Source organism: Apibacter sp. HY039, assembly GCF_004023655.1.
GTDB lineage: Bacteria > Bacteroidota > Bacteroidia > Flavobacteriales > Weeksellaceae > Apibacter > Apibacter raozihei.
In genome coordinates, this window is record NZ_SAYM01000007.1 from 20660 (window position 1) to 34546 (window position 13887).

The 13887-nt window shown below is 29.9% G+C and carries 14 protein-coding genes; 8 read left to right on the plus strand and 6 right to left on the minus strand.

Translation table 11 applies throughout. The features are described 5' to 3' along the window. Window positions 1-5: 5 nt before the first annotated feature. The 3 genes from accB to EQ921_RS12390 form a co-directional block, all read right to left on the minus strand. Entirely contained in the window at window positions 6-479 is a 474-nt protein-coding gene (accB, locus tag EQ921_RS12380) for an acetyl-CoA carboxylase biotin carboxyl carrier protein (RefSeq protein ID WP_128151908.1), read from the minus strand. 116 nt (window positions 480-595) lie between these two features. Beyond that, the gene (gene rpmF / locus EQ921_RS12385; protein WP_128151910.1) at window positions 596-796 is read right to left on the minus strand and encodes a 50S ribosomal protein L32; all 201 of its coding nucleotides are present in this window, start codon (window positions 794-796) and stop codon (window positions 596-598) included. A gap of 25 nt (window positions 797-821) precedes the next feature. After that, the gene (locus EQ921_RS12390) at window positions 822-1310 is read right to left on the minus strand and encodes a DUF177 domain-containing protein (RefSeq protein WP_128331875.1); all 489 of its coding nucleotides are present in this window, start codon (window positions 1308-1310) and stop codon (window positions 822-824) included. 189 nt (window positions 1311-1499) lie between these two features. On the opposite strand from EQ921_RS12390, the gene EQ921_RS12395 reads away from it, so the two are divergent. The 8 genes from EQ921_RS12395 to EQ921_RS12430 all read left to right on the plus strand — a co-directional run bounded on the left by EQ921_RS12395 (window position 1500) and on the right by EQ921_RS12430 (window position 10235). Next, complete coding sequence (locus EQ921_RS12395; protein WP_128151914.1) at window positions 1500-1694, plus strand: AtpZ/AtpI family protein; 195 nt, start codon at window positions 1500-1502, stop codon at window positions 1692-1694. A gap of 447 nt (window positions 1695-2141) precedes the next feature. Then, window positions 2142-3242, plus strand: a complete 1101-nt coding sequence (atpB, locus tag EQ921_RS12400) for a F0F1 ATP synthase subunit A (RefSeq protein WP_228427607.1) — start codon at window positions 2142-2144, stop codon at window positions 3240-3242. A gap of 31 nt (window positions 3243-3273) precedes the next feature. Then, entirely contained in the window at window positions 3274-3471 is a 198-nt protein-coding gene (atpE, locus tag EQ921_RS12405) for an ATP synthase F0 subunit C (RefSeq protein ID WP_128151916.1), read from the plus strand. A gap of 96 nt (window positions 3472-3567) precedes the next feature. Then, window positions 3568-4062, plus strand: a complete 495-nt coding sequence (locus EQ921_RS12410; protein WP_128151919.1) for a F0F1 ATP synthase subunit B — start codon at window positions 3568-3570, stop codon at window positions 4060-4062. 1 nt (window position 4063) lies between these two features. Beyond that, window positions 4064-4606, plus strand: a complete 543-nt coding sequence (gene atpH, locus EQ921_RS12415; protein WP_128151921.1) for an ATP synthase F1 subunit delta — start codon at window positions 4064-4066, stop codon at window positions 4604-4606. Between the two features lie 37 nt (window positions 4607-4643). After that, a complete protein-coding gene (gene atpA / locus EQ921_RS12420) occupies window positions 4644-6221 on the plus strand; it encodes a F0F1 ATP synthase subunit alpha (protein WP_128151923.1) in 1578 nt (525 codons plus the stop codon). A 34-nt stretch (window positions 6222-6255) separates the two neighbouring features. Next, window positions 6256-7134, plus strand: coding sequence for an ATP synthase F1 subunit gamma (atpG, locus tag EQ921_RS12425; RefSeq protein WP_128151925.1), 879 nt, complete (start codon window positions 6256-6258; stop codon window positions 7132-7134). 641 nt (window positions 7135-7775) lie between these two features. Next, window positions 7776-10235: a glycoside hydrolase family 3 protein gene (locus tag EQ921_RS12430; protein WP_128331876.1), complete on the plus strand. Its 2460-nt coding sequence runs from the start codon at window positions 7776-7778 to the stop codon at window positions 10233-10235. A 189-nt stretch (window positions 10236-10424) separates the two neighbouring features. Here the strand turns inward: EQ921_RS12430 and EQ921_RS12435 are convergent, their stop codons facing one another. The 3 genes from EQ921_RS12435 to EQ921_RS12445 form a co-directional block, all read right to left on the minus strand. Continuing rightward, window positions 10425-11417: a hypothetical protein gene (locus tag EQ921_RS12435; protein WP_128151928.1), complete on the minus strand. Its 993-nt coding sequence runs from the start codon at window positions 11415-11417 to the stop codon at window positions 10425-10427. Between the two features lie 357 nt (window positions 11418-11774). Continuing rightward, entirely contained in the window at window positions 11775-12707 is a 933-nt protein-coding gene (locus tag EQ921_RS12440; RefSeq protein ID WP_128331877.1) for a hypothetical protein, read from the minus strand. Between the two features lie 235 nt (window positions 12708-12942). Next, complete coding sequence (locus EQ921_RS12445; protein ID WP_128151932.1) at window positions 12943-13809, minus strand: neutral zinc metallopeptidase; 867 nt, start codon at window positions 13807-13809, stop codon at window positions 12943-12945. Window positions 13810-13887: the final 78 nt, after the last annotated feature.

Below are 13887 nucleotides of genomic sequence, written 5' to 3' on the forward strand. Positions count from 1 at the left end.
TAATTTTAAGATGGGTCTACTAAAAATAAAGGTTGATCGAATTCTACTGGAGAAGCATCATCTACTAAGATTTTTACAATCTTACCAGACACTTCTGATTCTATTTCGTTAAATAATTTCATTGCTTCTATAACACAAACCACACTTCCTATGCTTACCGTATCTCCAACATTTGTAAAAACGCTTTTATCCGGTGATGGCTTTCTGTAGAAAGTTCCGATCATGGGTGATTTAATTGTTATATATTTAGAAGTATCTTCTGTAGAAGCAGGGACAGTGGCAGGAGCAGAAGGCTGTTCAGCCGGTGCAGAAACCTGTGGTAAAGATTGTATCTGTTGTTGAGAAACCGATGGGGTATAGACTACTGAACCATTATTGGTTTTTATTGAAATCTCAAAATCCTCAGTTTTATAAGTTACTTCTGCAACATCAGATTTAGATACAAATCTTATTAAATTTTGAATGTCTTTAATGTCCATGAGCTAAAGCTTTTATTATTGTTTCAAATATAAAGTAAATTTGTTAATACACAAAAAAACCATTTAACATATTAATTAAATGGTTATATTTCTCAAATTGAATCAGTTAGATATTATTAATCTTCTACTTCTTCAACATTTTTTTCCATTACTACTTTACCTCTGTAATAAAGTTTACCTTCATGCCAGTATGCTCTGTGAAATAGGTGTAATTCACCGGTAGCAGAACATTTTGCTAATTGAGGAACTGATGCTTTGTAATGAGTTCTTCTTTTATCTCTTCTTGTAGATGACTGACGTCTTTTAGGATGTGCCATAATTCCTTAAGTATATTTTTTATTTTTATTCTGTTTCTGTGTCACCTTCATCAGGTAGACTGTATTTTTCAATTAGGTCTGTATATTCATCTTTATAGCCTTCGGCATATCTGGGATGAATACGCTTCATAGGTATGGATAAAAGTACGCTTTCAAATATAAACTGGGCAATATTAACGCTATAAGCCCCCATAGGAATGATTAAAACCTCTTCGTTACTGTCATCAAATTCTTCACCGAATTTGACCAAAGTTTTAATTATGTTATGAACAGATTCAACATAAACTTCGTCGGAAATATCACATTCTAATTGAACTTTTCCTTCTGTTTTAATTTCAAGCTCTAAAAATGAAGAATGTTTAGTAAGCGTTGCATCTACTTCAATTTTAGGCTCTTTGAATTCCTGCTCAAAAGTAAATAAATCAAAAAACTTTTGATCAGCAAACATCTTAAAGCTATGTTTACCAAGCTTTAATGATGAAAATAGGATATCATAATTGCGTAACTTTTCCATAAAAATGGATTGCAAATTTAAGCATTTGTTCGGGAACTGCAAATTTTTTTTGTTTTTACTTTAAAGGTAACTTTCTTGTACGTAAAAAATTGTATTATTAAACAGGCTTTGTAAAGCCATATTTATATATTAATATTTTTTGATTCTGATAAGTTAATATCTACCTTTGCTTATTATATTAAATAATAAATGAAAGATTATGCGTTTTATTCTGGATTAGGAATGCAACTTTTAGTTACGATTTTACTTTTTGCAGGAGCAGGTTTTTATATGGATAAAAAATACAATAATAATAATCCTTTGTTTATTATCATATTCAGTCTATTAGGAATAGGGTTAGGCTTGTTCAGTGTAATAAGACAAATAATAAAAAAACAAAAATGAAAAAAAATACGTTCTTATATTTATTTATAAACATTCTTTTAGCTATTATCTTTTATATATTGATAAATACATATAATTGGGCTAATGCATCTTTAAAGCATTTTACTTCAAATTCCTATATTATTATAAGTTTTTCCTCTGTTTTTGTCTATTTTGGAGCTTTAACAGCCGCTATTATAGATAAAGGTAAAATACTATTTATGTATTTATTCTGTTCATTACTGAAGAATGCGATATTATTATATGGTTGTTACAAATATCCGCAAATTGTAAAGGAATTGATTGTTATAATTTGTCTTATTTATATAATATTGATGATTATAGAGATTATATTTATTTTAAAATTAAATAAATACGGAAAGTCTACAGCTTAACTGTATGATTAAAATCATATATATTGGAATTTTGCTAAAAATAATTATATTTGCAAACCTACGAATGAGAAATATGAAAAGATTTATATTAAGTATTTTAACTCTACTTTTTACAGTAAATTTAGCTTTAGCTTCGGGTGGCGAAAAACATTCAGAAGAATTCAATCCTACAGAAACTGCCATGCACCATGTTAAAGATTCACATCAGTTTGATATCTGGGGACATGATTTAACCATTCATTTGCCTATAATTTTATGGACAGAAAATGGGCTGGTAACTTTTTCATCAAAAGAATTTCATGGAGATGATAGTGGTGAAGTTATTGTAGAAAAAAATGGAATGAAATTTACCAAATTCCATGAAAAAATTTATTATGCTAATTCCAAGAAAAATGATCAGGGTGATTATATTACCGAATCAGCTAAAATTGTTCATTTAGATGATCAGCATCATCCAATAAATAAAAAGCCATGGGATTTTTCAATAACTAAAAATGTATTTTCAATGTGGTTATCATTAATACTTTTATTAGTTGTAGCCATCTCTGCAGGTAGGTTTTACAAAACAAGTAAGTATAAAGGAGTACCTAAGGGAGCTGCAAAAGTAATTGAGCCGCTTGTAGTTTTTGTTAGAGATGATATAGCAATTCCAAATATAGGAGAAAAAAAATATAAAAAATATATGCCTTATTTATTAACCGTATTTTTCTTTGTATGGTTAAATAATGTAATGGGGCTTATACCTTTTTTTCCTTTTGGAGCTAACTTAACTGGAAATATTGCTGTAACATGTACATTAGCTGTATTTACTTTTATAATAACAACCTTCAGTGGGAATAAAAATTATTGGAAGCATATTTTCTGGGCTCCGGGAGTACCCGTACCTATGAAAATATTTTTGGCTCCAATCGAACTGATAGGAATGTTTACAAAACCATTTTCTTTGATGGTTCGTCTATTTGCTAATATTACAGCTGGACATATCATTATTTTAAGTTTGGTTTCTCTGATATTTGTATTTAAATCTTATTTAGTTGCACCTGCATCAATTATAGCAGTTGTATTTATAAGTGTAATTGAAATATTAGTTACAGCTTTACAAGCATACATATTTACAACCTTATCAGCCTTGTATTTTGGAATGGCTACAGAAGAGCATCACGAAGAACATTAATTTAAATTATATAAATATAAACATCGAAATTATGGGAATTTCAGTAATTGGAGCAGGTTTAGCTGCTATTGGAGCAGGTTTAGGAATTGGTTTAATTGGCGGTAAAGCTATGGAAGCAATTGCAAGACAACCGGAAGCTCAAGGAAAAATCCAGTCTTCAGCTTTAATTTTAGCTGCATTAATCGAGGCGGTTGCATTATTTGCAATAGTTGTTTCTTTGATTAAGTAAGACAAAAAAAATGAAAACCCGAATTTAACGGTTGGTTATTCGGGTTTTTCTTATAAGAAAAAATTAATTATTATATAAAGAGTAAAATAAATAGATATGGATTTATTAACACCTGAAATTGGATTAGTATTTTGGATGACAATATCCTTCATTGTCTTATTGATATTATTAGGGAAATTTGCCTGGAAACCTATTCTAAAAGCTTTAGAAGACAGAGAAAATACAATTCAAAAATCTTTAGACGAGGCTAAAAATGCCAGAGAAGAAATGGCTAAGCTAACATCCGAAAACGAGAAAATACTTAAAGAGGCTCGATTAGAGAGGGAAAGTATTTTAAAAGAGGCTCGTGAAATTAAAGATAAAATTATCAGTGATGCTAAAGAAGCTGCATCTGATGAAGGAGATAAAATAATAAGAGCAGCCAAAGAAAGTATTAATAACGAAAGAATTTCTGCAATCAACCAGATCAAAAGTGAAGTGGCAGACTTATCTGTAGATATAGCTAAACAGGTTCTTCAAAAAGAATTATCTTCAGAAGAAGAACAGAAAAAGTTAGTTGAATCGTTGGTTAATAAAGCTAAACTTAACTAACATGGCTGTATCAAGAGTTGCAAGAAGATATGCTTCAGGGCTTTGGGATTATGCGCTTTCAGTTAACGAAACTGAAGTAGTTGTTCAAGAAGTGCAGTCAATTATAGAGAATATTCAGGAAAACAAGCATTTTCAATTGTTTTTAAAATCTCCTATCATTGAAACCTGGAAAAAAATTCAGATTACCGATGAAATATTTAAATCATTTTCTGCCACCACCCGTCATTTCATAACTTTAGTATTAAAGCATAAAAGAGAAAATATCTTACTTGAAATATCTAAAGATGTTTTAAAACTAAATGACGAATATAAAGGCATACAAAGGGTAGAGATAACTTCCTCAGTACCTTTGGATGATGAATTCTTGAATAAAATTATTGCATCAGATCCGAATATTAACCCGGAAAAGGCTATCATTGAAAATATTGTAGATCCATCTCTTATAGGCGGTTACATATTACGAATGGAAGATCAACAAATAGATGCAAGCGTTAAAACTAAACTAAATAATATTAAGAAAAAATTAGGTGAAAAAGTATTTTAAGAATATTTTTTGAATTAATTATTAAATAAGAACCACTATGGCAGATATAAAACCAGCAGAAGTTTCTGCAATATTAAAACAACAATTATCAAATTTTGATCAAAATGTTTCTTTAGATGAAATAGGAACTGTATTACAGGTAGGTGATGGTATTGCTCGTATTTACGGATTGAGTAAAGCAGAACAAGGAGAATTGGTTCGTTTTTCTAACGGATTAGAAGGAATGGTTCAGAACTTGGAAGAAGATAATGTTGGGGTTATGCTATTTGGAAAATCCAGCGGTATAAAAGAAGGAGATATAGTTAAAAGAACTAAAACCATAGCGTCAATAAATGTTGGGGATGGAATGATAGGCCGTGTGGTTGATACCTTAGGTATTCCTATTGATGGTAAAGGTCCGATAACAGGAGAATTGCTTGAAATGCCATTAGAAAGAAAAGCTCCGGGAGTAATATATCGTCAACCTGTAAATGAGCCATTACAAACAGGGATTGTTGCTATAGATTCTATGATTCCGATCGGAAGAGGACAAAGAGAGTTAATTATTGGTGACCGTCAGACAGGAAAGTCAACAGTAGCTATTGATACTATATTAAATCAAAGAGAATTTTACGACAGAGGAGAACCTGTATTTTGTATTTATGTTGCAATAGCACAAAAAGCATCTACAGTAGCACAAATAGTAAAAACATTAGAAGACAAAGGAGCCATGGCATACACAGTAGTAGTAGCTGCCAATGCTTCAGATCCTGCTCCAATGCAGGTATATGCTCCATTTGCCGGAGCCTCTATAGGAGAATTTTTCAGAGATACCGGAAGATCTGCATTAATTATTTATGATGATTTATCTAAACAGGCAGTAGCATATCGGGAAGTATCTCTTTTATTAAAAAGACCTCCGGGACGAGAAGCTTATCCAGGAGATGTTTTTTACTTACATTCAAGATTATTGGAAAGGGCAGCTAAAATAATAGCTAACGATGAAGTAGCATCAAGCATGAACGATTTACCTGAATCTTTAAAAGGAAGAGTAAAAGGAGGTGGATCTTTAACAGCGTTACCAATTATTGAAACGCAGGCGGGAGACGTTTCTGCCTATATTCCTACCAATGTGATATCGATTACAGATGGTCAGATTTTTCTTGAATCTGATTTGTTTAACTCAGGAGTAAGACCAGCTATCAACGTTGGTATTTCCGTATCCAGAGTAGGAGGTGCAGCACAAATTAAATCAATGAAAAAAGTTTCCGGAACACTAAAGATCGATCAGGCACAATACCGGGAACTTGAAGCTTTTGCTAAATTTGGTTCCGATTTAGATGCAGCTACAGCTGCTGTGATTGCTAAAGGAGAAAGAAACGTTGAAATTTTAAAACAATCTGTTAATTCACCTATGCCGGTGGAAGAGCAGGTAGCAATAATATATGCAGGGACTCAAAATTTATTAAAATCAGTACCCGTTAATAAGGTAAGTGATTTTAAAGCCAATCTAACAGATACATTAAGAACTAAGCATGCCGATTTATTGAAAGATATTAAGGCCGGAAAAATAGATAAATCTATAACTGATGCTTTAGATACAATAATAGCTGAAGTAGTTAAAAATTATTCTTAATAATCAGTTCGATAAATAAACAGATAAGAGAAAAATGGCAACATTAAAAGAAATACGAAACCGGATTACCTCAGTAAACTCTACGATGCAGATAACGAGTGCTATGATGATGGTTTCTTCAGCCAAATTAAAAAGAGCACAAGATGCTATCCAACGTTTACGTCCATATTCTGAAAAAATGCAGGAGCTCTTGTCAAATGTTAGTTCTGCTTCTGACAGTGATGTAGGGGAAGAATATATGAGAACTGGTGAAGTTAAAAAAGTTTTACTTGTAGCTATAACATCTAACAGAGGGTTAGCAGGAGCTTTTAATTCAACGGTTGTTAAAGCCGTAAAAAATTTACTTGAAAATAAATACAAAAATGTTCAGGTAGATATTTTGACTGTAGGAAAAAAAGCCCATGATATTTTAAGTAAAATAGCACCTATCTATAAAAATTGTAGTAATCTTTGGGATTCTTTATCTTATGATAATGCAACCGAAATTACTGACGACATAATCGAAAGATTTATATCCGGAGATTATGATAAAATTGAATTGGTATATAACCGATTTAAAAATGTTGTAGTTCAGTTATTGCAGGTAGAACAATTTCTTCCTATCAAATTAAATACTGAAACATCTTCTCAGGCTAACGAACATTCTTTAAATACAGACTATATATTTGAACCTTCTAAAGAGCAAATATTGAAAGAGTTAATTCCAAAAACTTTAAAAGTCCAGTTTTTTAAAGCTATTTTAGATTCTAATGCTGCAGAACACGGAGCCAGAATGTCTGCGATGCAGTCTGCTACTGACAATGCAACCACTTTGAAGCAAGATCTTATAATTTCATACAATAAAGCCAGACAGGCTTCTATAACCAACGAGCTTATCGAGATTGTAAGTGGTGCACAAGCACTTGAAAATTAAAAATTAATTTTAAATTTATAAAAAAGCCTGTTAGTTTCTAACAGGCTTTTTCTATTTGTTAAATATTAAAATGATTCACTCATTTATTTTAGTATTGTTTAAGAAAATCAAATAAAGCTTAAATTTTAATTTATTTAAGAGACATAAAATAAGAATTTTTTTTTAGATAAAAAATAAACAAAATAAAAAATAAAATAATATATTTGTGTCTATACAACACATCATTGTATGTTACATCAGCAATGATTGGTTGTAAAACTAAAACCAAACCAACAACTATCTTTTTATAAATACTTTTTTTAAAATATTCTTCTGATAAATATATTAACATTTAGTATTCATAAGAAATAGTCGGAACTACAGAGTAGCAGTAAAAATGAGAATGTTTAACACAATAACATCCGAATATTCAGATTTAAAAGTCGAATATAATATTCAAAAATTACATTTTTGGATTAAGCTACTTAACTACACCCATATCTTAAAAAAATACAAATTCTATAATTATTTCTCGGTTTATCAAGTATTATTTAACTTAGATAAATCTAAAAACTTGTATTTAATATTCAATCAAGGCACTTGTAACTGTATGATTAATTATACAGTAAATATAAATAATGTATCACCAAAAAAATGAAATAATGAAAGTAATAACAAAATCAAAAATGAAAGTTTTTTCAGCGCTTCTATTGAGTGTTGGAATAGGAACTTCATTTCTTTCAGGACAGGAATCTGGTTCTATGCAAAAAATAATTGTTGACGGAATAGAATTCTTAGATTTAAACAAGAATGGTAAACTTGATAAATACGAAGATACCCGATTACCTGAGAGTAAAAGAATTGACGATTTAATGTCCAGACTTACTCTTAACGAAAAAATAGACCTGGTTATGGGGACGGGGATGAAAGGATTTGAAGGATTGATTAAAGATATGGTTGTAGGAGGTACGGAATATTTAGTTCCGGGAGCTGCGGGTACCACTTTTCCTTTAGAAAAATATGGGATTCCGGCAGTTGTTATGACCGATGGACCAGCAGGTGTAAGGATTAGTCCTACCAGAAAAAATACAAATAAAACTTTTTATGCTACAGGGTTTCCCGTTGGAATAGCTTTAGCATCAACCTGGAACTCTCCATTAGTTCAAATTGTTGGAGAAGCTATGGGGAACGAAGTTTTGGAATATGGGTCTGATATACAGCTGGCTCCAGCAATTAATATTATGAGAAACCCGCTTTGTGGAAGAAATTATGAATATTATTCAGAAGATCCATTAATTTCCGGGAAGATAGCAGCCTCAATGATCAATGGTATTCAAAAAAACGGTTCTGGTGTATCTTTAAAACATTATGCAGCCAATAACAGTGAAAAAAACAGAATGGAATTAAATGTCCATGTTTCACAAAGATCACTAAGAGAAATATATCTCAGAGGTTTTGAAATTGCTGTAAAAGAATCTAATCCGGCAACTATAATGTCTTCATACAATAAAATCAATGGAGTATATACTTCTGCTGATTACGATTTATTAACTACAATTCTTAGAAATGAATGGGGTTTTAAAGGTTTAGTAATGACAGATTGGTTAGGAGGGTATAGTAAAGGCTTGGAAGCTTTAAAAGGAAATGCTTCTGAACATTATACTTCTCAACAGCTTAAAGCAGGTAATGATTTATTAATGCCTGGTATTGCTTTACAAAAACAAGATATACTTAATGACTTAAAATCAGGTACATTAAAAGAAAAAGATTTAAATGTATGTGTGAAAAGAATTTTAGAAATGGTTTTTGCTTCACAGAAAATGAAAAATTATCAATTTTCTAACAATCCGGATTTAAAAGCTCATGCTTCTATTGCCAGATTAGCTGCTACAGAAGCCATGGTATTATTAGAAAATAAACAACAAGCTTTGCCTATCACTTCAAGCTCTAATAAATTAGCAGTTTTTGGAAGTTATTCTTATAATTTTGTTGCCGGAGGTACAGGAAGTGGAGATGTAAATAAAGCTTATGTGGTTTCATTAACTGATGGTCTTTTAAATGCAGGATTTAAGATTGATTCTGATTTAAGTGCAATCTATAAATCTTTCGTAAACCAGGAAGTACTTAAAATTAAAGAAAAGCTTAAAGCAGATCCAATGAATTTGGTTCCGTTGATACCACAACCTCAGGTTGATATTGCAACTATTAGAAAAAGTGCTTTACAAAATGATTTAGCTATTTTGACAATAGGCAGAAGTTCAGGTGAGATGGATGACAGAAAAATACAGGATGATTTTTATTTAACTAAAGATGAAATAGGCTTGATAGATAATGTATCCAGAGAGTTTCATTCATTGAATAAAAAAGTTATAGTAGTTATTAATGTAGGAGGTCCCGTAGATATAGCGAGCTGGAGTAACAAGGTTGACGGGATTTTACAAGCTTGGTTGCCAGGACAGGAAGGAGGAAACGCTGTAGCTGATGTACTTACTGGAAAAGTTTCTCCGTCTGGTAAATTGACAATTACCTTCCCTATAAAATATGAAGATGTTTCTACCGCAAGAAATTTCCAAGGTTTTCCAGCAGACAACCCTACAGACGTTGTTTATGAAGAAGGAGTTTATGTTGGATATAGATACTTCAACACATTTAATGTAAAACCTGCTTATGAATTCGGTTATGGACTTTCATATACTCAGTTTGAGTATTCTAACCTGAAAATAAATAATTCAGATTTTACGAAAGAAGTATCAGTAAGTATAGATATCAAAAATATTGGTAAAACATCAGGAAAAGAAGCTGCGCAGTTATATCTTTCTGCCCCTGCTGGAAAAATAGACAAACCGGTTAAGGAATTAAAAGCATTTGCTAAAACCAAATTATTATTACCAGGAGAAACTCAGACACTAATAATGGTTATAAATCCTAAAGATTTGGCTTCTTTTTATACAGATAAAAGCTCTTGGATAGCAGACAAAGGTACTTATAAAATCGAAGTCGGAGCTTCTGCTCTTGACTCAAGACAGACTACCACTTTTAATTTAGAAAAAGATATCGTAGTTGAAAAAGTAAATAATGTAATGAATCCTAAAGAAAAAATTACTGAGCTTAAACCAAGGTAATCAGTACTAAAATATACAAATTAAGCATAAAATAATTATGCATTTTTGTGGTTTTGTTGGGGGAATTAAGAACTTTGTTCTTAATTCTCTTTTTTATTTATAAAAAAATAAAAATTTAAAAGGCTGTTTTTTGACAGCCTTTTAAGTATAATAACAAGAAAAAAGAAAAATGTTTATTAGCGGTTAAGATTAACGAATAATCTCAAGCCCGTTATTAAGGTTCTTTCCTTTAGGAAGATACAAATAATAATTCAATAAATTAGAGTTTGATGTATTTTCATAATTACTGCTTAAATATTTATCGGCTACGGAGTCCTTATCTTTTCTTTCCAGTCGAACTAATTTACCATTTCCATAAAATGAAATCTTATACTTGTCTAATGATTGAGTTGAGAAAGAGGTATTATTTAAAAGTTTTGAATAAGATTTTAAAATTAAATCAATATGCTTTTTACTGTTATACTCACAAATGATTCTTTCTTTCTCTTTTTTATAAAAAAGAGAAAATATCTCATCTTTTTTGTGATGTTTAAAATTTTCCCACTGGCTTTTATAGAAATCTATTACCGCCTGCCTTAAAGCTAAAGAATCATAACTCTTAAGATATTGACCGTTGCTCCAACCTTTAATCTTATAAGGTACCTCAGCATGAAACATAAGATTATTTTTATAAATTTTATGTCCGCTGGCTTCAGATATTTGTTTATTATTTTGCCCGCTTTTTATAATTTCAATTTTAGGACTAGGAAATGACATAAAAACTTCATGAGATTCATTCTTATTGGCTTGATGTTTGCATATACTTATTTGCAGTTCACTGGAATCAACTAAACATTTTTCACCTTTCTCAGGGTAAAGATAATAGGAAATTTTTTGTAATCCTGTTTGTAGTATAGCTTGATTAATATAAATAATTCTGGTTTTGTTGCTTTTCTGACTGTTATAAATGGGGAAATCATTGATAAGTATTTCGTAATCACATTTTACAGGAACAATATGTAGATAATATAAAGGCTCTTCAGAATATTTTTTTACATCATTGAGAAGTGTAGGGACTAAATTATCTTCGGTTATTAAAAAATTTTCTTTCCCCATGAGCATAGCCTCTTTTTTTTGCCCACATGAAATTAAGTTACATAAAAACCAAATAGTAAAAAGAATTTTAGTTGTTTTTGTTATCATGATAAATAATAATTAGTTGGTTTCAATTTATCTAAATAAATTGAATATGGGATAAATCATGTTTAAACGTTAAATCATGTAAACCCAAAAAATTAAAAGTTTTAGTGTTATAATTACTATTTTTTTAGTAATTATGTTATTTTTTAATGTTAATTAAAATATTGTTTCTTAAAAAGAATGTCTAATAATATATATTTATTGTAAATTGAGAAATAAAATTATAATTAATTTTTTTACTGACAAAGTAAAAAGTTAATTTTTTTAACAAATTTTATTTTATTTTATTAAAATTGTAAAATTTATACTGTATTTAAGTTAATAAGATATTTTAATAATAAGATTTAAGCTTGAAATTTATTAAGATTTAATTATTTGAGTGATTAAAATTGATATTTTTTTAGCTGCTTGATTTTCTAAATAACAATTTATAAATATTTTATGGGGTATATGAAATAAAGGCTCTAAAGTAAAACAGGCTGTATATTTATTATTATCCGGTACAAGATAATTTTCTGATTTAGCATAATTTTCGATTTCCGAAACAATATAATTTTCCTTTTCAGAATAATTTATAATTTTTTGTTTAACAAGTAAAGATGTATATGAAGAACTGGATATAGGAATATTAATTGTTTTAGTGATTTCCCATTCCTTATTGTAATTAGTAAATATTCCAAAAAAATAGGAATTCAAAAACCAATCATTTTTTAACCGTTGAAGCAGACTTTCTTTATTCAGATAAATACCATCATTTCGATTTAAAAAATTAAGAATTGACGGAATAGAATATTTTTTTTTAATTTCATTCTTAAGTTTAAACCAACGATTTTTTATTCTGGAAAAGTTATGAATATCATGTATAGTTCCATCTATATTAATAACGAGCATTAATGGATAAATGTTAGAATATATTTTTTCTTTTATCTCAGATAGAGGATCTGAACTTTTTGATTGTGAAAGATTATAATTTATTTCCACGTAAAAATATTCATCCGATTTATGAAAATATTGAAGAGAATAATGGTTTATAAAATCAATAACATTGTTATCTGACGTTACAGTTACTTTACATTTAAAATGTAACAATTGAGATGTGTAAAGCTGACTAAATAAATTGTCATCTGATGAAACTATCGTGTTTACCGAATGGTTATTTACAAAAGTATTGTTATTACTCTTTACTGCAGGATAATATATTTCTTTTACATGTCTGGGAATTTTGTTTCCACCAATTAAATGTTTTAAATCACAATTATAATTATGAAAATGTCTTAATTCTTCGACTTTCATATTAAGATTTATAGCGATAGACTCCAAAGTTTCCTTGCGCTTAACTATGTATCGTTTAAAACCCTTCATGAATTCTAAAAGTGAATATATAATAAACTATGAAATTAAGTTTAAATGTACAAATAAAAAATGTTTAATTTATGTTATTATATAGGTGTAATAAATGATAATTTCATTATGAATTAATAATTATACTGAGCAGAATACATGTAAATAGTAAATACCATTTATCTTTTTAATTAGATAAGTAAGCAAATGTATCACCTTGGCTGATATCTCCTGTAGTAAATCCTTTTTTAAACCAATACATTCTTTGTTTAGAAGTACCATGGGTAAAAGAATCGGGTATTATCTGACCCTGAGTTTTTTTCTGTATTTCATCGTCACCTACAGCATTAGCTGCACTAAGAGCATCCTCAATGTCACCATCTTCAAGTACATGATTTATTTTATCGTCGTAATGAGCCCATACACCGGCATAGAAATCTGCTTGCAATTCAAGAGCTACAGACAGTTTGTTTGCTTCTTTTTCACTTTTACCCATCTGAGCTCTCTGCATTTTTTCAGAAGTTCCAAGTAAATTTTGTACATGGTGTCCTATTTCATGAGCTATCACATAAGCAACGGCAAAATCACCTCCTTTAGCTCCATATTTATCTTTTAATTCTTTAAAAAAAGACATATCCATGTAAACTTTTTGGTCAGCTGGGCAATAGAAAGGCCCTACAGCGGAACTTGCTCCACCGCACGCAGTTTGTACTGCATTTGTAAACAATACAAGTTTAGGTTGTTTATAAGTTAAACCATTTTCTTTAAAAATTCTATCCCAGACTTCCTCTGTGTCTGCTAAAATAGTAGATACAAACTCACCGGTTTTAACCTCTTCAGGTGTTAGTTCTTGAGAAGTACTATCAACAGTTGTAATTTGCGAATTGTCACTAATTAAACTAAGAAGTTGAGAAGGATCTTTGCCTGTAAACAGACTAAATATAATAACTCCTATAATTAAAATTCCACTGCCGCCTAAAACGGCTTTACCACCACCTGATAAACCTCTTCTATCTTCTAAATTAGAACTTTGCCGACGGCCTTCCCATTTCATATCTTTTCTTATTAATTTGTTTTATTTTCAAATTTATAATTTTTTTATTAAACTCATTAAAATTGGAAAACAATGAAT